This is a genomic window from Wolbachia endosymbiont of Rhagoletis indifferens, assembly GCF_048537595.1.
Taxonomy (GTDB): domain Bacteria; phylum Pseudomonadota; class Alphaproteobacteria; order Rickettsiales; family Anaplasmataceae; genus Wolbachia.
The window spans coordinates 457,728-480,086 of the sequence record NZ_CP175923.1 but is presented as its reverse complement, the minus strand read 5'-3'; the positions used below and the strand labels follow the sequence as shown (position 1 = coordinate 480,086).

The window sequence follows — 22,359 nt, the reverse complement described above, 5'->3', positions numbered from 1 at the left end:
TTAAATATTACCAAACAATTCCTTTAATTCTTTCACAGAAATAATCTGCTCTTCTTTACTAACTTTTTCTATTATATAATCTGTCACTTTATACTCAAGCGCTTGCCCTCTAACTAATTCTTGAAATTGTTTATTTGATTCAAAATGCTTAAGTACTCTGTCAAACGGTACATCCTTACTGACATATTGATTTACAATAACATTCAAAACATCATTTTGAGTTAATGATATTTTATGTTCTGCACTAAATTTCATAAATAACATAGCAAGCTTTACACGTTTTTCAGCTTCTTTACGAGAATCATTTTGAGCACCCAGTTCTCCTTCCATTCTTTGTTGCTCCTGTTTTACTATGTCTGTGGGTAAATCAAAACTATAATTAGCATCCAAATAATCAAACAGCTCCTTTTTAATTAAGAGATTTCTCATTTCGGTACACTGATCACCAATCATTTTTTTTGCATGATTTATTAGCAAAGAATAATCTTTAAAACCAATACTCTTAGCTATTTCATCATCATTTTCAAAATCTTTGGCAATTTGAATCTCATTAACTCGCACAGAAAAATCAGCTTCCTGTCCTGCAAGGGAAATGGCTTGGTAATTTTCAGGAAATTTCAACTTAAAGTCCTTTGTTTCTCCCTTTTTCATACCAGTTAATTGATCTTCAAAACCATTAATAAATGTGCCAGACCCTAAATTAACGGCAAAATTTTTGCTACTTCCACCTTGAAAGAGCTTATTCCTAATCCGCCCTTCAAAATCAATTATCAATTTATCCCCATCTTTCGCTTGATAAGAAGCATCATCAACAGAGGCAAAATTGGGGAATTTTGTTTTGATAGAATCAATAAATTCTTTTATATCTTCCTCTTCAATCTTTGCCTCAATTTTCTTTAAGTTTATTTTGTCAAGATCTATCGCCGGTACTTCAGGCATCGACTCAAAAGATAGCTTGTATACAAAATTGCCCTCCTCATTTTCTTTGCCCAGATCTGGTAATGATATAACATCAACCTTAGGATAAATGTGAGACTTGACTTCAATTTTTTTCATCAAATCACTTGAGCAATAATCAATTGTATTATTTATCACATATTCCAAAGCTTCGTTTTTATAATTTGCAACAACAAGGTCATAGGGCATCTTTCCAGCCCTAAATCCAGGTAATTTTGCATTTTCTGCTATCTCCTGCAACCTGGAATCTACCTTTTGTTTTATATAATCACTACTAACTGTGATTTCATACTCATGCTTTAGTTTATCTATACTAAGCTCTTTGTAGGTATATACGCTACTTACTTCGACTGTATTTTGAGGTATATTATTAGACATCATAATTCATTTATTAATATTTTAATTCATATCTTAATAGAGTCATTTTACCAGAATTTAAGTTAAACACAATCCTTAAGAACAGGTTTTTATACAAATAAAAGTGTATTTAGTGATTATAAATTTTCCCTTAAAACCTAAGTTACATGACTTTAAAGTGCGGATAGAGGGACTTGAACCCCCACGAGCAAGCTCACCAGGACCTAAACCTGGCACGTCTACCAATTCCGCCATATCCGCAAGAAATTTTCAGTACCCTATTATAGGTATTCCATTAAAAATATTCAAGGTTTAAAGTCTTACTTAATTTATGGTGTTTACACAATCAAAAAAGCTTATTAACATTTCTTAATGAAAGCTCTAAACCCTAAAAATCAATAATGAGATTAATAACAAGCTTCTTACTCGCAATTTTTTTGATTACACAAAGTGGTTGCACAACCCTTATAATAGGTGGTGTGGTGGCTACAGCGACAGCAACAGCAATAACAATGCAGGATAAATCCTTGGGAAATATCATTGATGATACGACTATGGTCATCAGAATTAATAAGGGACTCTTAAAGCATGGACTATTTTCATCCATAAAGGTTAAAGTAAGTGAAGGAAGAGTATTGCTCATTGGAAGTGTTGACACTCCTGAAAAACAACTTACAGCAGAAAAAATAGCTTGGCAGCAAAAAGAAATTAAAGAAGTGATAAATGAAATAAGAGTAATACCAATTCAAATGGCTTCCATGCTAGACACCACTGTAGATGGCATGATAACAGCGGAAATAAGAACAAGACTTCTGGGAAAAAGAAATATTAAGTCAATTAATTATAGCGTTAATACGGTTGATAGAGTTGTTTATTTGATGGGTATAGCCCAAAATAAAGCAGAATTAAAAGCTGTAATAGCAATTGCAAGAAAAGTAAAGGGAGTAAAACAAGTTGTAAGTTATGTACGATATAGGTACAGTAAATTACGCCATTAGGCAAAAATCGCCTTCAAATTATAACATTTGTACAGTTGTGACAATAGGTAGAGAACATAAATGAAAGTTGCCTTTCAGATGGATAAAAATATAAATTTTGAAACTGACACTACATTTACATTGATAAAAGAAGCACAAAGGAGGGGGCATGAAGTTTTTGTCTATGCTCCTAACAATTTAGCACTAAAGCTAAACCATCCAATTGCTTTAGCCCAGAAAGTTACAGTTGATAATTGTGGATTCATTTCTAAAGAAGATATGGCAATCAACTTGAATGAAATGAACATCGTATTTATCAGACAGGATCCACCCTTTGATATGCGTTATATTACAACAACATATATCTTAGAAAAAACTAGCGCATTGGTAATTAACAATCCAACAGAAATAAGAAATTGTCCTGAAAAATTGATAACTTCATTATTTCCAGAGTTAATTCCGCCGACTTTGATTACTGAAAATATATCAATGATTAGAGATTTTTACCGCAACTATAAAGATATTATTCTGAAGCCATTGTATAGTTATGGAGGAAACGATGTGATAAGAATACAAGACGAGAATAGTATTCAAGTAGTAGTGGATCTCATGATAGCAAAATATGAATGTCCTGTAATTGCGCAATCATTTTGTAAAAACATAGATAAAGATAAAAGAATATTGCTACTTTATGGTCAACCAATTGGTGTAATGAAACGAGTTCCAAAGATTAGTGGAGAGATTAGGACAAATGTGCGGCTCGGAGCAAGTTTTGAGCCCGCTCAAATGAACGATAGGGACAATGAAATATGTAACAAAATTGGTCCTGAATTAAAGAAAAGAGGGCTAATATTTGTTGGTATTGATATTATAGATGACTTCCTGCTCGAAATTAACACAACTTCACCCACGGGAGTAGTTCATATCAATAAATTGTATAATATATCGCTAGAAAAAGATTTTTGGGACGTGTTTGAAGAAAAAGCAAGCAGCCATCAACTAAACTTGTGAACAATTACCTTAACAAACTCAGTAGTCCCATTCTTTATCCCTGTTTTTTTTGTATTATTGGTCATATCACGCAATTTTTGAGAATTACTGAGTAGATCAAATAGTAACTCTGTTAGATTTTTTTTTGCTTCACTATTTTGCTCAACTATTACAGCTGCTCCCGAATCTTCAATATATTTTGCGTTATAAAATTGGTGATTATCTTTTGAGTAAGGGTAAGGAATATATATAGCAGAACGCCTAGCAAGAGTGATCTCTGCTATTGAAGTTGCCCCTGCTCTGCTAATTACCAAGTGAGCATTGGCCAGTCTATTTTCCATATCATCAAAAAATTCACTTAATTCACAATCGATCTTTTCACTTTTGTATAGACTCTTGACCTTGTTTACATTTTTCTTCGTACATTGCTGCGTCACTCTAATTTTCTTTTTCATTTTAATAGGCAAATTACAAATTACGCTGCTTACCACATCATCAAAAAAATTTGCACCTTGGCTGCCTGCTATGACCAATATGTTTAGGACTTTCTCAGTGCTAGAATGGCTCTGTGCTTTTATATCAACAAAATTTCCTGTAAAAATACATTTATTGCCCTCTGCATATTTAGTCTCCGGAAAGCTGGTTGCAATTAATTTTGCACTCTTGAAAAAGAATCTATTTACTCTCCCTAAAACTGTGTTTTGTTCATGTAAAATTATAGGTATAGAAAGAACTCTTGCTGCAAGAAGAGTTGGAAAAGAAGCATAGCTACCAAAACCAATTACTAATCTTGGCTTCAATTTTCTGATTTTATATATTGCTAGCACACAACTATACATTAATAAAAGGAAAAACTTAAATTTGTTGCTGCTCGGTTTACGTAATGGTAAGGTGTAGTTTTCTATGTCGGTATTTTTATTTGTTTTTTTATCAGTGAATAATATGCAATTGTATCCTTGTGCCTTTAGTGCTCTTGCTAAAGTTATAGCTGGAAAAATGTGTCCGCCTGTGCCACCTGTTGCTAAAATAATATCCATCTGTAAATAATGAATCCTAGATTGTTAAATGTTATTTAATAATTTGCACGTAGAATTTTATTAAGCTTTATGATAGTTGAGTTAAAAATGCCTAAAAGTAGTAACAGTAAAAAAGAATCTAACGTGAAAAATAAGCCTCAAGAACAAAGAGAAGGCAGAAGCGGAGGTTTTTTAGAACTGCTAAAAAATATAATAAAAATTCTTTTCAATTCGGTTGTTGACCTACCTGAGCACGAGCAGCATAATAAAATGAAAAGCACTAATCTACAACAAGGTTTGGATACTAAAGGAAAAGGCCCAGAAGATCTTCATCCAAAGGCAAAGCTTAAAGTTAAAGAAGCAGCTAAGGGATTGAAAGAAGAGTTACAGAATTCTAATGCTGGTGGTAATCAATCTATTGAAACTAAAGTGCCTAATCAAACTACTACTCAAGACATTGACAACTCTAAAACGATGGAACGTTAGTTCAACTATTTAACATCTGCAGCAAGCACTGATTCATGTATCATCTCTGAAATGGTTGGATGAGGAAAAATCGTAGATTTTATGTCGAAGTCTGTTCCTTCTAGTTGCTTTGCAAGAGCAAAATTGCTAATTAACTCCGTTACTTCTGCACCTATCATGTGGCTACCCAGAATTTCTCCGGTTTTTTTATCTATAATCGTTTTCACTAACCCTTCAGTTTCACTGAGTGCAACAGACTTACCATTAAAGTTAGAGTGAAATTTTCCTATTTTTATATCATACCCACCTTTTATTGCCTGTTCCTCAGTAAGGCCGATGCTCGCTATTTGTGGATGAGAATAAGTGCAATTTGGTATGCATTCTTTTTTTAACGCATGAGCACTTTTACCAGCAATCTTTTCAACGCAGATCACAGCTTCATGGCTCGCTTTATGTGCTAAACATGGTGGGCCAGCTACATCACCTATTGCATACACATTTGATTCACTAGTTTCATACCATTCATTCATTTCAATAAAACCAGAAGGGCTTAATTTAATTTTTGTATTTTCTAAACCTATATTTTCAATATTTGCTTGAATTCCAACCGCAACAATCACCCTATCAAATTCTTTGCTCTCGCCACTACTTAGTAGCACTTGAGCAGAGTCTTTACTTTTAGTAAGAGCTTTTACGCTACTGTTTGTATATATTTTTATCCCCTGTTTTGTGAATATTTCTTGTGCTAAATCTGAAATGTCTTTATCCTCCAGCGGCAAAATAGTGCTCTTTATCTCTATGATTGTTACATCAACCCCCAAAGTACTATAAAAACTTGCAAATTCTATTCCAATTGCGCCAGACCCTATAATTAGTAGTGATTTTGGTAATTTGCCCGGCATCATAGCATGCTGCGCATTCCATATTAAATCTCCATCTGCCTCTATTCCAGGCAGATTCCGTGCCCTCACGCCTGTTGCTAAAATGATATGCTTGGAAACAATTTCTTGTTCTTCCTTATCGCTAACAACTTTTATAGTACTATTGCCTGCAAGTTTACCAAAGCCTTGATGAACTTTGATGTTATTCTTCTTCATCAAATATGCAACGCCACTTGATAATTTATCAACAACGCTTCTTGAATATTTCACTATTGATTGTATATCAAAACTCGCTCCTTTTACTTCTATACCAAACTCTTTTGATCTTTTTATTAGCCTATAAACCTCAGATGCTCTAAGCAGTGATTTTGTTGGTATACATCCCCAATTTAAGCATATACCGCCTAAATTTTTTTCTTTTTCCACAATTGCAGTTTTAAACCCAAGCTGTGCCGCTCTAATTGCTGCTATATAACCACCAGGACCGCTACCTATAACCGTAATATCATACTCATTCATCAGTTTTCTTCGTATTCAAAAAGATTATATATAACAGATGGAACCCGTATGATCAATATTCAGGTAGCTGACAACATAGAAACGAAAAAACTTACTTGACAAACTCCGCCAGCCCCCTTATCATGAGACTGAAGCTATTGTATTTGCTTTCGCCAATCTGCAGATTAAAAGGTAAGGATTACTTAATGTATCGGCGTCTTATGTTTAATTTTTTGCAGTATATAGATACTGTATGTCTTTACAAAACTTCATCTACATCTAGATTTTTATCTAAATAAGCTGAACGCGCTTATAAAGCGTTACAAGACATCAAAAAATGCCAATACTCGACAGAGATAGTAAAAGACTAGCTAACTCGGGGATTCTTTGTCTTTTTTTCTGCTTGGTAAATTTCTTAAACATTTGTAGCGTAGGTTAGTTGCAATTAAAAGCAGCTGAATTTCGCTTGTCAAGCGTTTAAAACATAAAAAACGCCAATATTTTAAAGCGGATAATAACCACGGGGCTTCTTTTGCCTTTTTTTTCATTTGGTAAATTTCTTAATATTTATAGCAACATGAACAAACATTTGAGAGTAACTTCCGCTAGTAGGGTGTCATCCCAGTGCGTGACACTGGGATGGCTTTGTTGCATAGCAACCGAAAAAATCTGGTGGCTACTGACAAAATTCATTATAAATAACCATTTAACTGTTGAAGAAAAAATATGCCACAGAAAATGAAAGTCAGTAACCAAAACGAATATAACAAATTCCTTGAAAAAAGGGGAAATATTTTTCGTTACATCGATGAAGCTATCGAAAATTGGTATGAAAATAGTCCAAAAATGCAGGGCGGCAACTATATTTACAGTGATAAAGTCGTAATTTTGGTGCATATAATTGTCAATCTTTTTAGAATTGGTTTAAGACAAACGGTGGGGTTTATAAAAGGATATCTGCAACAAATAGGAAAAAATTTGGCAGTTATCAGCTATTCACAAGCATCAAGAAGGTTTAAAAAACTTAATATTAAGATAAATGATTGCAGGGTTGATAAAAGCAACATGGAAAATATTGAAATTATCATAGATAGCACAAGTATCAGCATTTACAGTAACACTCCTGGCCACAGTAAGGAAAACAGTGCAGATAGAAAGTACCGAAGCTACGAGCAAGTAAGAAAGTTACATGTTATGTTAAGTGTGAATAGTAAAAAAGCTATAGCTGCAAGATACAGTAATGGCGTCTACTCTGACCACTATGGAGCTTGCGATTTGCTTGAAGAAGTTAATTTTCAGCACAAAATAAAAGCATTATATGCAGATAGGGCATACGATAGGCACAAACTTTATAAATTGTGTAAGAAATACGATATAAAGACAAAAGTTCTACCAAAAAAGGATGCAGCAGAACATTCAAAAATAGATTATATGTCTGACAGAAATGCTGCTATTAGGTTAATAAAATTATATGGACAAGATGGTGTAAAAGAGTGGAAAAAGGAAGCAATTTATGGAAAGAGATCTTACATAGAAGGATTTTTCTCAAGGTTGAAGCAAGTATTTGGATTTAGCTTTAGGAATAAATCTGAAGTAAATCGTGAAAAAGAATTACTAATTAAGTGCTATTTGCTCAACAAATTCACTGATATTGGTATGGCTAAATTTGAAATCATTACATAAATTTGTCGTAAACCATCACTGCTTAAGGTGCTATGCAACAAAGCCATCCCAGTGTCTGGGCACTGGGATGACAAGAAAGGAGCACTGGGATGACAGGAGAAGGGGCTACTCGGATGACAACGAAGAGCTACTCGGATGACAAAAAGGGGCACTGAAATGACACCGTCATAAAGGAATCAGTGTCAGCTACTTGAATGACACAGTTCTTGCTTAAACCCGTAACGTTCGTACATTTTGCTAAAAGTTCAAATATCAACATCATGCACGTTGAGTGCATTGCTATTAATAAAATCACGGCGTGGTTCAACTATATCACCCATTAGTATTGAAAATATGGAATCAGCTTCTTCACAATCTTTTATTTCAACCTTCAATAAAGTTCTAGCCTCAGGATTTAACGTAGTATCCCATAGCTGATCAGCATTCATTTCACCAAGACCTTTAAATCTCTGCAGAGTTAAACCCTTTTTACCATAGTCCATTATTATTTTTGCAAGTGCACTTGGAGAAGTGATTCTTATTTCAGTTTCTTGTGATTTTAAAAATGAATCGCCATTAAATAAGTTACTTATACCATCAAGCAAACTTAATATGTTTTGCATATCTTTGCCTTCAAGCATACTAAGTGCAAATATATATTTGTCTGCCAATCCTTGAAATAATTTAGAGATGTGAATTTCTTTTTCTTCATCTTTTATTTCTACTTCCCAAGTGTATTCGCTATACATTAACTTCAAATATTTTAATATTTCATTAGCCGATGATAGAGCATTCTTTTTGCTTAAAATTAGCAATGACTCTAAGAGATTTTGTGGTATTTCTCTATCATAATTTTTGCTAATATTAGAAATGCTAACACATTTATTCAAAATAAGGCGCAAGTCGTTAAATTCTGTAGTTGTACCACTTAGTGTTAATCTTTTAACTGCTGAGTTTATTATATACTCTTCAAAAGTTTCGTCATCTTTAATATAAGTGTCTTTAGCATTCTTTGTAACTTTATAGAGGGGTGGCTGTGCTATATATAAATATCCCTTATCAATTACTTCACGCATATGTCGAAAGAAAAAGGTTAGAATCAAAGTCCTGATATGTGATCCATCAACGTCTGCATCTGTCATAATGATAATCTTATGATATCTAACTTTCTCAACATTAAAATGCTCACTTCCTATTCCAGCACCAATTGCAGTAATTAAAGAGCCTATTTCTGCAGATGAAAAAATACGATCTAAACTTACACGTTCCACATTCAGGATTTTTCCTTTTAAAGCAAGTACAGCTTGTGTTTTTCGATTACGACCTTGTTTTGCAGAACCACCTGCTGAATTACCTTCTACTATAAATAATTCTGACAATTCGGGAGCTTTTTCCTGGCAATCAGCAAGTTTTCCTGGCAGAGTTGCAATATCAATACTGTTCTTATTCTTAACTAGTTCACGTGCCTTTCGAGCAGCTTCTCTTCCTTTTGCTGACCTAATTGCTCTTTCTACTATGCTTGCCGCCAATTTGGGATCAGTTTCAAGGATTGTGCTCAATTTATCAGAAACTATACTTTCTACAACTGCACGTGCTTCAGAACTAACTAGCTTGTCTTTTGTTTGTGAAGAAAATTTAGGATCAGGCATCTTAAGAGATAAAACACAAGTTAAACCTTCTCTAACGTCCTCTCCAGTTAAATTTACTTTTGCTTTCTTTAAGAACCCTTCATTAGTTGCATAGGTATTGATGCACCTAGTTAAGGCGGACCTAAACCCTGCCAAATGCGTACCACCATCTCGTTGCCTTATATTATTCGTGAAGCATAACATATGTTCATAGTAGGAATCATTCCATTCCATCGATATTTCCAAGCTGATGCCAAGATCTTCTGCATCTCCTTTCATACTGGCAATTTTAGTTACATGTGTCTTATTCTTATCTAAATACTGCACAAAATTTGCTGTACCAAAATTGTCTTTAGATTGATTGCTCTGATTGAAATGAGATTCTGTATATGGTTCATTGCGCAAATCACGTAAAGTAATGTCGATATTTGAATTTAAAAATGCTAATTCTCTTATACGACTTTCAAGCGTTGAGTAACTGAAATTAATGCCATTAAAAGTCTCTGTTGATGGCATGAACGTGACTTTAGTTCCTCTTTTGTTTGTATTTTCGTTGACTACCTTTAAAGGTTCAATAGACTCACCATCTTCAAAACGCATAAAGTGTTCTTTCTTATTGCGCCAAATAATTAATTCCAACCAGCTTGATAATGCATTCACAACTGAGATTCCAACACCATGTAATCCCCCAGAAACTTTATAGGTATTATTGTCAAATTTACCACCAGCATGGAGTTGAGTCATTATTACCTCTGCTGCTGATATTCCTTCTTCTTCATGAATGTCAGTTGGAATGCCACGGCCATTGTCGGTTACTGATACTGAACCATCTTTATTTATACTAACTTCAATTTTATCACAATATCCAGCTAAAGATTCATCTATTGCGTTGTCAATAACCTCATATACCATGTGGTGCAAGCCAGATCCATCGTCAGTGTCACCAATGTACATACCTGGACGTTTCCTTACAGCATCAAGACCCCTTAAGATTTTTATTGCATCGGCATTATAACTATTTTCCATGGTATTGCTTCGTTTATGAATGTTAATTAATATTACATTCATATATGCTGATTAGCAACATTTTTAAACTGATAACCCATATTAAAAGCACAACTTTACGAGTATCTGTTCAGACGCATGGCTAATGTACAAATACTGAAACAAAAATTCCAGTGCTCCCTTTCTTGTCATCCCAGTGCTTGACACTGGGATGGCTTTGTTGCATAGCACCTTAAGCAGTGATGGTTTACGACAAATTTATGTAATGATTTCAAATTTAGCCATACCAATATCAGTGAATTTGTTGAGCAAATAGCACTTAATTAGTAATTCTTTTTCACGATTTACTTCAGATTTATTCCTAAAGCTAAATCCAAATACTTGCTTCAACCTTGAGAAAAATCCTTCTATGTAAGATCTCTTTCCATAAATTGCTTCCTTTTTCCACTCTTTTACACCATCTTGTCCATATAATTTTATTAACCTAATAGCAGCATTTCTGTCAGACATATAATCTATTTTTGAATGTTCTGCTGCATCCTTTTTTGGTAGAACTTTTGTCTTTATATCGTATTTCTTACACAATTTATAAAGTTTGTGCCTATCGTATGCCCTATCTGCATATAATGCTTTTATTTTGTGCTGAAAATTAACTTCTTCAAGCAAATCGCAAGCTCCATAGTGGTCAGAGTAGACGCCATTACTGTATCTTGCAGCTATAGCTTTTTTACTATTCACACTTAACATAACATGTAACTTTCTTACTTGCTCGTAGCTTCGGTACTTTCTATCTGCACTGTTTTCCTTACTGTGGCCAGGAGTGTTACTGTAAATGCTGATACTTGTGCTATCTATGATAATTTCAATATTTTCCATGTTGCTTTTATCAACCCTGCAATCATTTATCTTAATATTAAGTTTTTTAAACCTTCTTGATGCTTGTGAATAGCTGATAACTGCCAAATTTTTTCCTATTTGTTGCAGATATCCTTTTATAAACCCCACCGTTTGTCTTAAACCAATTCTAAAAAGATTGACAATTATATGCACCAAAATTACGACTTTATCACTGTAAATATAGTTGCCGCCCTGCATTTTTGGACTATTTTCATACCAATTTTCGATAGCTTCATCGATGTAACGAAAAATATTTCCCCTTTTTTCAAGGAATTTGTTATATTCGTTTTGGTTACTGACTTTCATTTTCTGTGGCATATTTTTTCTTCAACAGTTAAATGGTTATTTATAATGAATTTTGTCAGTAGCCACCAGATTTTTTCGGTTGCTATGCAACAAAGCCATCCCAGTGTCACGCACTGGGATGACACCCTCCTGATGGGCCAAAATCACAATGTTCGTACAGTTGTGTGTCAAGCACTGGAATGACATCATCTGTTGTGCAATTTACCTTCAAAAATGAATGTTCGTACAGTTATGGAGACGCATTGGAATGACACTATTTGCTGTCTTCAAAAATAAACGTTCGTAAAGGTATCTGTTCAGCAGAGTGGCAAAATAAGGTAGGCGAGAAAAGACAACTATAGGAACAAATGGGTGTCATGCCAGTGCGTGACACTGGCATCCAGTCCTTTTGCACAGTTTCATCAAAAACGTTGTAAAGGATTAACCGCTTTCGTGTTTACCAACTTAGTGCCCAATCTGGATTCCAGCGGGCTTTGTTGCATAGCAACCGAAAAAATCTGGTGGCTACTGACAAAATTCATTATAAATAACCATTTAACTGTTGAAGAAAAAATATGCCACAGAAAATGAAAGTCAGTAACCAAAACGAATATAACAAATTCCTTGAAAAAAGGGGAAATATTTTTCGTTACATCGATGAAGCTATCGAAAATTGGTATGAAAATAGTCCAAAAATGCAGGGCGGCAACTATATTTACAGTGATAAAGTCGTAATTTTGGTGCATATAATTGTCAATCTTTTTAGAATTGGTTTAAGACAAACGGTGGGGTTTATAAAAGGATATCTGCAACAAATAGGAAAAAATTTGGCAGTTATCAGCTATTCACAAGCATCAAGAAGGTTTAAAAAACTTAATATTAAGATAAATGATTGCAGGGTTGATAAAAGCAACATGGAAAATATTGAAATTATCATAGATAGCACAAGTATCAGCATTTACAGTAACACTCCTGGCCACAGTAAGGAAAACAGTGCAGATAGAAAGTACCGAAGCTACGAGCAAGTAAGAAAGTTACATGTTATGTTAAGTGTGAATAGTAAAAAAGCTATAGCTGCAAGATACAGTAATGGCGTCTACTCTGACCACTATGGAGCTTGCGATTTGCTTGAAGAAGTTAATTTTCAGCACAAAATAAAAGCATTATATGCAGATAGGGCATACGATAGGCACAAACTTTATAAATTGTGTAAGAAATACGATATAAAGACAAAAGTTCTACCAAAAAAGGATGCAGCAGAACATTCAAAAATAGATTATATGTCTGACAGAAATGCTGCTATTAGGTTAATAAAATTATATGGACAAGATGGTGTAAAAGAGTGGAAAAAGGAAGCAATTTATGGAAAGAGATCTTACATAGAAGGATTTTTCTCAAGGTTGAAGCAAGTATTTGGATTTAGCTTTAGGAATAAATCTGAAGTAAATCGTGAAAAAGAATTACTAATTAAGTGCTATTTGCTCAACAAATTCACTGATATTGGTATGGCTAAATTTGAAATCATTACATAAATTTGTCGTAAACCATCACTGCTTAAGGTGCTATGCAACAAAGCCCACTGGGATCCAGGAATTTTATTAAGTTGGCAAGCATAAAAATAGCTGTTTTATGTTAAAACACAACGTTTTAATGATTATGGAAAGGCTGGATCCCAGTGTCTGGGCACTGGCCCACTGGTGGGAATTGCTCCCAAACTACAACGTTCGTACAGTTGTGTGTGTCTTCCCATGGAGATTGCTCTCAAATCATAATGCTCATGCAGTTGCGTGCTCGACTAATTAACAGAAAAATCTATAATTCAGTTTACGTATTTTTTTATCTCAGCCAAAATCTTATCAGATTGACTTTCGTCTGAATTTAAATCAGCTGCAAAGTGTGTAACATATTTTCCTCCAGGGCCAATAAGATATATTATCGAAGAATGGTTGATTTCCTCTTCTCCACCAACTTTGCTAGCGTATACTTTATACTTTGCAATTACTTCGTCTATTTTTTCTCTTTCACCAGTTAACATTTGTATTCTATGGTCAAATTGCTGCTGAAATTCTTTAAGTCTTTCCGTGCTATCGCGCTCAGGATCAACTGTAATAAAAAATGTTTTTAGCTTGTTGTTAGTTTTCTCATCTAACTTTGCAAGTGTTTCTGAAATTATCCCAAGGTTCATAGGGCAAATTCTTTTGCATGAGGAAAACCCAAAGAAAATCATCATGTATTTATCTTTAAAATCACTACTGCGTAAGATCTGTCCGTCCTGATTAATTAAAGAAAAATCTCCGCCTATCTTAACTTCTGTGTTGTGAATCGCTACTGGGGCAAATATGCCTTTTTTGGTGAAATAACAATAACCTAAAAAAACAACTGCTAATGCTACTAGCATATTAGATAACAATCTTATAAACCTTACCATTAGGGTGCTCTCAGTAAAATTAAATTGTATCTTTATTAGTTGACCTATTCAATATATTTATTCCAAAGTGTATTGTTAATTTTGTCTAACAGTTTCTTATGTTCATCAATTTCTTCACTATTTGGTGAATGTTCTCTGGGAGTTAGATTACGCACTTTATGCTGGACGAATGTAGAGTTACTGTCCTGATTGCATTCATTATCAAACAGAAAGGTTTGTAACCCTCCTGTAAGTTCAACATATACCTTTGCAAGCAATTGAGCATCAACTAGTGCTCCGTGCAATTCTCTATTCTCTAGCGATATATCAAAACGCTTACATAATGCATTCAAAGAAGCAGGTGATCCTGCGAATTTTTTCCTCGCAAGAGGTAATGTATCTAGCACTCTATCTGAGGAAATTAACCCAGCATTCAGCTTGCTTAACTCCATGTTAAGGAACTTAACATCGAATTCAGCGTTGTGAATTACCAAAATATCATTAGATATAAAGTCAAGAAATTCAAGTGCAACATCTGAGAATAATGGTTTATCTTCTAAAAATTCTTCACTAACACCGTGAATCTTAAACGAATGATAAGGTATATCTCTTTCTGGGTTAAGGTACCGATGGAATACTTTACCTGTTGGAATACGATTAATTAATTCCACACACCCTATTTCGATAATTCGATGACCAGATTTAGTGTCAAGACCTGTCGTTTCAGTGTCAAGTACTATTTCGCGTAGCTTGCTTTCCATGGTTAACTCTAAATAAAACTAATCTTACTTGTCATTTGTCTTATCGTTACTTATCTTTATTATAGTGAATAGAAACAAGCAACCAGCTTGGGTCTGATGAATTAACATTTTTTTTGAATTGCCATACATCCTCAACTTTATTAATGGTGGATGTACTACCTGATATGATATCCCCTTCATTGTTCTTAACGAAGTTAATTTGCTCTGAAAGGAAATATACTGCAATAAACACTGTGTTTTTTACTAGCTTTATTTCTAAAATCTTTTGTGAAACGATAGAAACAATTATAGACTCGTGCATCTCTTTACGATGTTTAATCTTTTTTGCGAAGTTGTTATATAAATCTTTATCCAAGAGAGATTCTAACTGGGACAGATTTCCTTGATTGAAATACTTTATTATTAATTCAAAAGCTATGCTTGAACCTTCTATAAAGTGGGAAATAGAAAAATCTTTGTTTTTTTTTAATATTTGTTCATAAGTAACTTTTATTGAATTTTTATCATTGCTATCAATGTAATCCTCAATGTTTTCTACTACATCTTCTTTACTTCGACTTACATCCAATACATTAGTTAGCTTTTTTAGGTTGAGATTGGCTGACCTTCCTAAAGAATTATACAAACGTGAAAAAATGAACGCCGCTAATAAAGCATATATTACAAGCTCTATCATAGTAACTCAACTCCTTGGCATATAAAGTATCCGAACATTATTAATTATTAATGAAAATATGTTTTTCATATCAACTTATAATCAGGTTTGCTATTCATTTGTAAATGAATATATTATATAAGAAAGTATTAAATATCTCAACTTAATTAAAGGAGACGTAAGAAATGCCACAACAAAAAATGAGAATTCACGGTCAATATGTTAAAGATCTATCATTTGAGAATCCGAATTCGCCATTCCTTTCTTCTAGTAAAGCTCCAGATATTAATGTAATGGTTAATATCAATTCAGCAAAATTAGAAGGAATGGAAAACAAAGAAGGAGTAAATGAAGAAAAATCTTTCCATGAAGTTACTTTGCATATAGAAGTCAGAGCAACGATAAAAGATGCAGATATAAAAGATGGCGTAGCTTTCATTTGTGAGACGAAATATTGTGGCATTTTTTCAATAGAAAATTTAAAAGAGTTGAGTGAGGAAGAGGTAAGACAAGCTTTGTTTATTGGCGGACCTACTTTTCTTTTCCCTTTTGCAAGAGAAATAATTGCAAGAGTTACAAGTAGTGGTGGATTTCCCCCACTGATGCTGGATCCTATAGATTTCGAAACTATGTACGAGCAGCAAAGTCAACAACAAAAAAGTAACGGTAGTAATTCCAATTTTAACTAATATAGTGTGATAGGATGAACAATTCTTTAAATGCAAAAACGACTTTAAACATTGACGGGAAGTCATACAACTATTTTAGCCTAAGTAGTGCTAGTGAATTTTTAGGAATAGATGTGACTAAATTGCCTTGCTCACTTAAGGTTCTGCTTGAAAATTTATTGCGCAATGAAGATGGAGTAAACGTAAAGCTAGATGACATAAGAGTACTAGCAGACTGCGTCAATAAACACACTAATCATGAGATTAGCTACAAACCAGCAAGGGTGTTGATGCAAGATTTTACAGGGGTTCCTGCTGTTGTTGATCTAGCTTCAATGCGGAGCTATGTTAAGAAAAATGGAGGAAACCCGAGCAACATAAATCCATCTGTACCGGTTGATCTTGTGATTGACCATTCTGTTCAAGTAGATAGTTATGGAAGTGTTTCCGCATTCAGTAAGAATGTTGAGCTAGAAGTAAAAAGAAATTTGGAGAGATATCAATTCTTAAAGTGGGGGGAATCGTCCTTCACAAATTTTAGAGTAGTACCGCCAGGTACTGGAATTTGCCACCAAGTGAATCTTGAATATTTAGCGCAAGTTGTATGTAATAAGGATGGGGTTTTGTATCCTGACACTTTAGTTGGTACTGACAGCCATACTACAATGGTTAACGGGTTATCAGTCCTTGGTTGGGGTGTTGGAGGCATAGAAGCTGAGTCTGTGATGCTTGGTCAACCAATTAGTATGGTGATTCCAGAAGTAGTTGGATTTAAATTAATTGGCAGACTGCCGGAAGGAGTAACTGCGACTGATTTAGTGCTGACGGTTACCAATATCCTAAGAACGAAAGGTGTTGTTGGTAAATTTGTAGAGTTTTATGGTGATGGTTTAGATTATTTATCTTTGGCAGATAGAGCCACTATAGCAAACATGGCCCCAGAGTATGGTGCAACTTGTGGATTTTTTCCAATTGATCAGAAAACGCTAGATTATTTAAACTTGACCGGAAGGCCAAAAGAGCTGATTAAATTAGTTGAGGCTTATGCGAAAGAGCAAGGACTGTGGCGTAGCAGTGACGAGTTAGCGTTTTTTGACACACTAGAGCTTGATTTATCAAGCGTGAAGCCAGTAATGGCTGGTCCCAAAAGACCACAAGATAAGGTTTTTCTTTCACAAGTGGCAGAGTCTTTTTCTAAATCATTTTCAGTTAATGAGTCAAAGGAAAGCGATAAACTCCAAGATGGAAGTGTAGTTATTGCAGCAATAACAAGCTGCACTAACACCTCAAATCCAAGTGTGATGATTGCTGCAGGTCTTGTAGCTCGTAATGCAATTAAACTTGGATTAAAATCAAAGCCTTGGGTTAAAACTTCTCTTGCTCCAGGGTCACAAGTTGTAACAGAATATTTAGAAAAGTCAGGGTTGCAGGTAGATCTGAATGCTTTGGGCTTTAATTTAGTTGGATATGGTTGCACAACTTGCATTGGGAATTCTGGTCCACTTAATAAAGATATAGAAGATGGCATTAAAAACAAAAACTTAACCGTTGCTGCAGTTTTATCTGGCAATCGTAACTTTGAAGGAAGAATTCATCCGTTAGTCAAAGCTAATTACTTGGCATCTCCGCCACTTATTGTTGCATATGCACTTGCAGGCACTGTGCAAATTGATTTGACAAAAGATTCAATTTGCAAAGATAAGAATGGAAATGATGTCTATCTCAAAGATATATGGCCAACAAACAATGAAATCGAAGATTGTGTTAAAAGTGTGGTAACACGTGAGATGTTCATACAAAAGTATAAGGATGTTTTTTCTGGTGATGAACATTGGCGAAAGATAAAGTGTGAAAAAAGTGAAATCTATAATTGGGATGCAAACAGCACTTACATACAAAATCCGCCTTATTTTGATAATTTATCACCTAAAAATAATAAAATCGATATAAAAGGTGCACAAATATTGGCAATGTTTGGCGATAGCATAACCACTGATCACATTTCCCCTGCTGGAAATATTGCCTCAAGTAGTCCTGCAGGTATATATTTAAAAAATCTTGGAATTGAGCCACAGGACTTTAATTCGTATGGGTCTCGTCGTGGTAACCACAATGTAATGATGCGTGGGACTTTTGCTAACATTAGAATAAAAAATGAAATGGTAAGCATCGAAGGCGGCTATACAAAATATATTCCTTCTCAAGAAACTATGTCGATTTTTGATGCAGCAATGCGCTACAAGGAAACTCTCATCATTGTGGCAGGAAAGGAGTATGGCACAGGTTCAAGTAGGGATTGGGCAGCAAAGGGTACTTTATTGTTGGGGATTAAAGTTGTAATTGCAGAAAGCTTTGAGCGTATACATAGGTCCAACTTGGTCGGCATGGGTGTTCTTCCACTTATATTCCAAAATGGAATAACCAGAAAGATATTTGATGGTAGTGAGGTAATAAGCATAAAAGGTGAAATAGTGCCAGGTGGAAATCTAGAATGTATCATCAAAAGAAAGGATAATTCAAAGCAATCAATTCAACTCAAATGCTGTGTACAAACCGCAACTGAGATTAAATACTTAATGCATGGCGGAGTGTTAAGCTACATACTTGCACAATCCTTTTAAAGTTATTGCATGGACTTCTTTTAGCCAGCCCTGATCCCTTTATAAATAACAATTTGCTCTGTGCAAAGTTATGATATAATTTTACCTTACATATAGTAAAGGTGTTTTATAAATAATTATGATTACCTCTATACAAGAACCTAACGAATTGAGAAAACGTTTACAAGGATTTTATCGTGCTGATGAGAAAAGTTATGTACGCCGCCTTATAGAAAAAACAGAGCTTTCGGCTGATTCAAAAAATAGAATTTATAATATAGCAAAACAAGTTATTGAAAAGATTAAAGGCAACAAATTAGATGTCATAGATTCTTTCATGCAGCAATACTCGCTTTCCAACGACGAAGGAATAGCGCTTATGTGTCTTGCTGAGTCACTACTTAGGATACCAGATGATTATACAATAGATGAGCTAATCAAAGATAAAATTGCCAATCAAGAATGGAGTAAATATTTAGGACATTCTTCTTCATTGTTCGTCAATGCTTCCACGTGGAGTTTAATGATAGGAAGTAGTATATTAAGAGATAATGAAGGCGATTCGAAGTTCTATTACGCAATTTCTAAATTACTTAAAAATTTAGGAGAGCCGATTATTCGCAAAGCAGTAAAACAAGCAATGTCTATGCTTGGTAATCATTTTGTTGTTGGAGAAACCATAGAAGAAGCTTTAAGATATGCAAAACTAGATGACAATAGTAAGTTTTTATACTCTTTTGATATGCTTGGTGAAGCTGCTCACACAGCTGAGGATGCGGAAGAGTATTTTAATTCATATATGCATTCAATAAAAGCTATAGGTGAATCCACTGATATAAGTGATTGTTTTAAATCGCATGGAATTTCAATCAAATTGTCTGCGTTACATCCACGTTATGAATTCAGCCAATTCGATAATATAGCTGAAGAGTTGAGAGCTAAACTGCTAGAGCTTTGTCATGAAGCAAAAAAGTACAATATTTCATTATGCATAGATGCAGAAGAATCAGAAAGACTTGAGATGTCATTAGTTTTATTCGAGCAATTGCGTCTTGATGACTCACTTTCTGAGTGGGAAGGGCTCGGCTTGGCTGTACAAGCATATCAAAAGCGCGCTTTATCTGTTCTTGACTTTGTTGAAGATGTTGCTATCCGATCAAAGCACAAAATTATGGTGAGGCTTGTAAAAGGTGCATATTGGGATTCAGAGATCAAGCGTACGCAAGAATTGGGATTAAATGATTACTCAGTATTTACAAGAAAAAGCTATACTGACGTATCTTACCTCGCGTGCGCACAGAAACTTTTGAGTAAACCAAACAGCTTTTACCCATGCTTTGGAACTCATAACGCCTATACTTTTGCTTCTATCATGGAACTTGCTGATAAAAACCACCCTGGATTTGAATTTCAACGCTTACATGGAATGGCAAAAGACTTATATGATTATGCAATGTCAGAACTTGCAACAAGCATCAGTTGCCGTATATATGCACCAGTTGGTAAACGTAGTGATTTATTACCATACCTTGTTAGACGTCTTCTTGAAAATGGAGCTAATAGTTCGTTCGTCAATCAAATAAATGATCCTAACGTTAAAATTGAAGAATTAGTTTCGGATCCATCAGAAAAAGCTAAAAGCTTGGAGCATGAACCTCATCCAAATATTCCATTGCCACAAGATATTTTGAAAGAAGAAAGAAAAAATTCCTTAGGAATGGATATTAGTGATTCTGTGATAGTCTCACAATTTGCAGATGATATAAAGGGTTTTAGTGAAAAGAAATGGCAAGTTGGACCAATAATTGACGGACAGTCACTTTTTGATGATGCCAAATTTACTGAAGTGGTGAATCCTGCACATTTGGAGCATGTAATAGGAGAAGTGTCGAACGCAACAAGTGATCAAGCTTTAAATGCTCTTGAAGTAGCCCATAATGCGTTTTCTGCATGGCAGAGCACTCCAGCGGAAGAACGTGCTAAACACTTGAAAAAAGCTGCTGACTTACTTGAAGAAAGAATGAAAGAGTTAATTTACATTCTGATTGTGGAAGCAGGAAAAATTTTATCTGATGCAATAGCAGAAGTACGAGAAGCAGTCGACTTTCTGCGTTATTATGCAATGATAGCAAAGAATGAACTGAGCGACTGGAAAAAATTGCCAGGTCCAACAGGTGAAGATAACTTCATCTTTTTTGAAGGCAGGGGAGTTTTCCTGTGTATATCACCATGGAATTTTCCACTTGCTATTTTTCTTGGGCAGGTCTCAGCTGCACTTGCAGCAGGTAATGCAGTGCTGGCAAAACCGGCAGAGCAAACGCCGATTATTGCTTACGAAGCTGTTAAGATACTACATGAAGCTGGGATACCAAAGAATGTGTTACACCTCATTCCTGGGGATGGTGGATATTTAGGCAAAATATTAGTTCCAGATAATAGAATTGCCGGAGTAGCTTTTACTGGCTCAACGCAAACCGCTCAAATAATCAATAAAATGCTTGCAAATAGGGATGGTCCTATTGTGCCATTTATTGCTGAAACTGGCGGATTAAATGCTATGATTGTTGATAGCTCTGCTCTCTTAGAGCAAGTGACTACGGATGTTTTGCTTTCTGCGTTTCGCAGCGCTGGCCAACGCTGTTCTGCGCTTAGAGTGCTATTTATTCAAGAAGATATAGCAGAAAAACAGATAAGAATGATATGTGGTGCAGCGCAAGAACTAAAGATTGGTGACCCAATACAACTTAGTACTGATATTGGTCCAATAATTGATAAAGCATCTATCGATATGCTCACTCAACATACGCAAAAAATGTCAGAGGATAAAGATTCAAATCTGTTATTTAAAGTACCCATGGATACAAATTCTCATAATAGTTATTTCTTTCCTCCATATATTTATGAGATACAAAAAATTTCGCAATTAAAGCAAGAAGTATTTGGTCCTGTTTTACATATCATACGTTTTAATAAGTCAAATTTGAATGAAGTTATAAATGATATAAACAATACAGGATATGGGCTCACGTTTTCTTTGCAGAGTCGGATACAAAGTCAAATTGACACTATAAGTAAAAAAATATCAGTTGGAAATGTCTACATCAACCGTAACCAGATAGGTGCAGCAGTTGGGATACAACCATTTGGTGGTAGAGGACTATCTGGCACTGGGCCAAAAGCTGGTGGTCCTCATTATTTACAGCGTTTTTCTACAGAAAAAGTTGTAAGTGTTAACACTACAGCATTCGGTGGTAACACTACACTTATGTGTTTGGATTAATTTGCGGGCCCTAATTTTTCTCCTATCTTACCCCTAAACTAGACGTTCGTGCAGTTATGCACGGTATCTCAACCGCTAACACGTAGCGGACCGTCATACCTTAACATAGATCCCGCTAACAAGTAGCGGGATGACGGTTGTCAGGGTGTCATCCGAGTAGCCCCTTTCTCGTCATGCCGCCGCGAACCGTCATACCGCCGCGGTATCTCTAGATCCCGCTAACAAGCAGTGGTATGACGAACTTATCGTCATACCGCCACGGTATCTCTTAGCCGCTAACAAGTAGCGGGATACTTAATCGTCATACCGCCGCGGTATCTCAGCCGCTAATACGTAGGGGAATGACGGTTGTCGTTTAGCTATAAACATT

The 22,359-nt window shown here is 35.0% G+C and carries 20 protein-coding genes and 1 tRNA gene; 11 read left to right on the top strand and 10 right to left on the bottom strand.

The genetic code is table 11. The features are described from left to right. Positions 1-1,335: a trigger factor gene (gene tig, locus ACJZL1_RS02415; RefSeq protein ID WP_265026637.1), complete on the bottom strand. Its 1,335-nt coding sequence runs from the start codon at positions 1,333-1,335 to the stop codon at positions 1-3. A 158-nt stretch (positions 1,336-1,493) separates the two neighbouring features. Then, positions 1,494-1,575: transfer RNA gene (locus ACJZL1_RS02410), tRNA-Leu, on the bottom strand. Positions 1,576-1,715: 140 nt separating this feature from the next. On the opposite strand from ACJZL1_RS02410, the gene ACJZL1_RS02405 reads away from it, so the two are divergent. After that, a complete protein-coding gene (locus ACJZL1_RS02405) occupies positions 1,716-2,312 on the top strand; it encodes a BON domain-containing protein (RefSeq protein WP_006279461.1) in 597 nt (198 codons plus the stop codon). Between the two features lie 60 nt (positions 2,313-2,372). Then, a complete protein-coding gene (gshB, locus tag ACJZL1_RS02400) occupies positions 2,373-3,302 on the top strand; it encodes a glutathione synthase (protein ID WP_265025709.1) in 930 nt (309 codons plus the stop codon). Here gshB and murG read toward each other — a convergent pair. Further along, entirely contained in the window at positions 3,287-4,318 is a 1,032-nt protein-coding gene (murG, locus tag ACJZL1_RS02395; protein WP_419247429.1) for an undecaprenyldiphospho-muramoylpentapeptide beta-N-acetylglucosaminyltransferase, read from the bottom strand. The two genes, gshB and murG, sit on opposite strands and share 16 nt — an antisense overlap. Before the next feature lie 69 nt (positions 4,319-4,387). Between murG and ACJZL1_RS02390 the strand changes: the two genes are divergently transcribed. Then, the gene (locus ACJZL1_RS02390) at positions 4,388-4,783 is read left to right on the top strand and encodes a hypothetical protein (RefSeq protein ID WP_419247428.1); all 396 of its coding nucleotides are present in this window, start codon (positions 4,388-4,390) and stop codon (positions 4,781-4,783) included. A 5-nt stretch (positions 4,784-4,788) separates the two neighbouring features. Here the strand turns inward: ACJZL1_RS02390 and lpdA are convergent, their stop codons facing one another. Continuing rightward, positions 4,789-6,162, bottom strand: a complete 1,374-nt coding sequence (lpdA, locus tag ACJZL1_RS02385; protein WP_419247427.1) for a dihydrolipoyl dehydrogenase — start codon at positions 6,160-6,162, stop codon at positions 4,789-4,791. 511 nt (positions 6,163-6,673) lie between these two features. Between lpdA and ACJZL1_RS02380 the strand changes: the two genes are divergently transcribed. The 3 genes from ACJZL1_RS02380 to ACJZL1_RS02370 are packed head-to-tail and all read left to right on the top strand — an operon-like array spanning position 6,674 to position 7,963. Then, positions 6,674-6,883, top strand: a complete 210-nt coding sequence (locus ACJZL1_RS02380) for a hypothetical protein (RefSeq protein ID WP_419247426.1) — start codon at positions 6,674-6,676, stop codon at positions 6,881-6,883. Continuing rightward, positions 6,868-7,824, top strand: coding sequence for an IS5 family transposase (locus ACJZL1_RS02375; protein ID WP_264735368.1), 957 nt, complete (start codon positions 6,868-6,870; stop codon positions 7,822-7,824). Before ACJZL1_RS02380 ends, ACJZL1_RS02375 begins: the two co-directional genes overlap by 16 nt. Continuing rightward, positions 7,808-7,963: a hypothetical protein gene (locus tag ACJZL1_RS02370; protein WP_419247425.1), complete on the top strand. Its 156-nt coding sequence runs from the start codon at positions 7,808-7,810 to the stop codon at positions 7,961-7,963. The genes ACJZL1_RS02375 and ACJZL1_RS02370 overlap by 17 nt, the downstream gene beginning before the upstream one ends. Positions 7,964-8,069: 106 nt before the next feature. Here ACJZL1_RS02370 and gyrB read toward each other — a convergent pair whose 3' ends face one another. The 3 genes from gyrB to ACJZL1_RS02355 form a co-directional block, all read right to left on the bottom strand. After that, on the bottom strand, positions 8,070-10,457 hold the full coding sequence (gene gyrB / locus ACJZL1_RS02365; protein WP_419247509.1) for a DNA topoisomerase (ATP-hydrolyzing) subunit B: 2,388 nt from the start codon (positions 10,455-10,457) through the stop codon (positions 8,070-8,072). A gap of 237 nt (positions 10,458-10,694) precedes the next feature. Further along, positions 10,695-11,651 (bottom strand): IS5 family transposase, encoded by a 957-nt coding sequence (locus ACJZL1_RS02360; protein WP_264735368.1) that lies wholly within the window; start codon positions 11,649-11,651, stop codon positions 10,695-10,697. After that, positions 11,636-11,764 carry a hypothetical protein gene (locus ACJZL1_RS02355; RefSeq protein WP_264735543.1) on the bottom strand — a complete coding sequence of 43 codons (129 nt, stop codon included), beginning with the start codon at positions 11,762-11,764 and terminating at the stop codon, positions 11,636-11,638. Before ACJZL1_RS02355 ends, ACJZL1_RS02360 begins: the two co-directional genes overlap by 16 nt. 226 nt (positions 11,765-11,990) lie before the next feature. On the opposite strand from ACJZL1_RS02355, the gene ACJZL1_RS02350 reads away from it, so the two are divergent. Then, complete coding sequence (locus ACJZL1_RS02350) at positions 11,991-12,209, top strand: hypothetical protein (protein WP_419247424.1); 219 nt, start codon at positions 11,991-11,993, stop codon at positions 12,207-12,209. Beyond that, positions 12,194-13,150: an IS5 family transposase gene (locus ACJZL1_RS02345; protein ID WP_264735368.1), complete on the top strand. Its 957-nt coding sequence runs from the start codon at positions 12,194-12,196 to the stop codon at positions 13,148-13,150. The genes ACJZL1_RS02350 and ACJZL1_RS02345 overlap by 16 nt, the downstream gene beginning before the upstream one ends. Positions 13,151-13,437: 287 nt before the next feature. Here the strand turns inward: ACJZL1_RS02345 and ACJZL1_RS02340 are convergent, their stop codons facing one another. Genes ACJZL1_RS02340 through ACJZL1_RS02330 form a run of 3 tightly spaced genes read right to left on the bottom strand, consistent with a single transcriptional unit; the run spans position 13,438 to position 15,462 of the window. Beyond that, positions 13,438-14,046 carry an SCO family protein gene (locus ACJZL1_RS02340; RefSeq protein ID WP_419247423.1) on the bottom strand — a complete coding sequence of 203 codons (609 nt, stop codon included), beginning with the start codon at positions 14,044-14,046 and terminating at the stop codon, positions 13,438-13,440. A 44-nt stretch (positions 14,047-14,090) separates the two neighbouring features. After that, positions 14,091-14,786 carry a DNA polymerase III subunit epsilon gene (dnaQ, locus tag ACJZL1_RS02335; RefSeq protein ID WP_419247422.1) on the bottom strand — a complete coding sequence of 232 codons (696 nt, stop codon included), beginning with the start codon at positions 14,784-14,786 and terminating at the stop codon, positions 14,091-14,093. 46 nt (positions 14,787-14,832) lie between these two features. Continuing rightward, positions 14,833-15,462 (bottom strand): Tim44/TimA family putative adaptor protein, encoded by a 630-nt coding sequence (locus ACJZL1_RS02330; protein ID WP_419247421.1) that lies wholly within the window; start codon positions 15,460-15,462, stop codon positions 14,833-14,835. Positions 15,463-15,626: 164 nt separating this feature from the next. Here ACJZL1_RS02330 and secB point away from each other — a divergent pair, with 164 nt between their 5' ends. The 3 genes from secB to putA all read left to right on the top strand — a co-directional run bounded on the left by secB (position 15,627) and on the right by putA (position 21,989). Further along, positions 15,627-16,130, top strand: coding sequence for a protein-export chaperone SecB (gene secB / locus ACJZL1_RS02325; RefSeq protein WP_265035423.1), 504 nt, complete (start codon positions 15,627-15,629; stop codon positions 16,128-16,130). Positions 16,131-16,144: 14 nt separating this feature from the next. Continuing rightward, entirely contained in the window at positions 16,145-18,730 is a 2,586-nt protein-coding gene (gene acnA, locus ACJZL1_RS02320) for an aconitate hydratase AcnA (protein WP_419247420.1), read from the top strand. 118 nt (positions 18,731-18,848) lie between these two features. After that, positions 18,849-21,989: a bifunctional proline dehydrogenase/L-glutamate gamma-semialdehyde dehydrogenase PutA gene (gene putA / locus ACJZL1_RS02315; protein WP_419247419.1), complete on the top strand. Its 3,141-nt coding sequence runs from the start codon at positions 18,849-18,851 to the stop codon at positions 21,987-21,989. Positions 21,990-22,359: the final 370 nt, after the last annotated feature.

What these genes read in the sequence shown, in the direction of transcription:
- ACJZL1_RS02405 (WP_006279461.1), top strand. Translation starts at nt 1,716, where the DNA reads ATGAGATTAATAACAAGCTTCTTACTCGCAATTTTTTTGATTACACAA.
- gshB (WP_265025709.1), top strand. Translation starts at nt 2,373, where the DNA reads ATGAAAGTTGCCTTTCAGATGGATAAAAATATAAATTTTGAAACTGAC.
- ACJZL1_RS02330 (WP_419247421.1), bottom strand. Translation starts at nt 15,462, where the DNA reads ATGATAGAGCTTGTAATATATGCTTTATTAGCGGCGTTCATTTTTTCA.
- gyrB (WP_419247509.1), bottom strand. Translation starts at nt 10,457, where the DNA reads ATGGAAAATAGTTATAATGCCGATGCAATAAAAATCTTAAGGGGTCTT.
- ACJZL1_RS02360 (WP_264735368.1), bottom strand. Translation starts at nt 11,651, where the DNA reads ATGCCACAGAAAATGAAAGTCAGTAACCAAAACGAATATAACAAATTC.
- lpdA (WP_419247427.1), bottom strand. Translation starts at nt 6,162, where the DNA reads ATGAATGAGTATGATATTACGGTTATAGGTAGCGGTCCTGGTGGTTAT.
- murG (WP_419247429.1), bottom strand. Translation starts at nt 4,318, where the DNA reads ATGGATATTATTTTAGCAACAGGTGGCACAGGCGGACACATTTTTCCA.
- secB (WP_265035423.1), top strand. Translation starts at nt 15,627, where the DNA reads ATGCCACAACAAAAAATGAGAATTCACGGTCAATATGTTAAAGATCTA.
- ACJZL1_RS02375 (WP_264735368.1), top strand. Translation starts at nt 6,868, where the DNA reads ATGCCACAGAAAATGAAAGTCAGTAACCAAAACGAATATAACAAATTC.
- putA (WP_419247419.1), top strand. Translation starts at nt 18,849, where the DNA reads ATGATTACCTCTATACAAGAACCTAACGAATTGAGAAAACGTTTACAA.
- ACJZL1_RS02340 (WP_419247423.1), bottom strand. Translation starts at nt 14,046, where the DNA reads ATGGTAAGGTTTATAAGATTGTTATCTAATATGCTAGTAGCATTAGCA.
- ACJZL1_RS02345 (WP_264735368.1), top strand. Translation starts at nt 12,194, where the DNA reads ATGCCACAGAAAATGAAAGTCAGTAACCAAAACGAATATAACAAATTC.
- tig (WP_265026637.1), bottom strand. Translation starts at nt 1,335, where the DNA reads ATGTCTAATAATATACCTCAAAATACAGTCGAAGTAAGTAGCGTATAT.
- ACJZL1_RS02390 (WP_419247428.1), top strand. Translation starts at nt 4,388, where the DNA reads ATGATAGTTGAGTTAAAAATGCCTAAAAGTAGTAACAGTAAAAAAGAA.
- dnaQ (WP_419247422.1), bottom strand. Translation starts at nt 14,786, where the DNA reads ATGGAAAGCAAGCTACGCGAAATAGTACTTGACACTGAAACGACAGGT.
- acnA (WP_419247420.1), top strand. Translation starts at nt 16,145, where the DNA reads ATGAACAATTCTTTAAATGCAAAAACGACTTTAAACATTGACGGGAAG.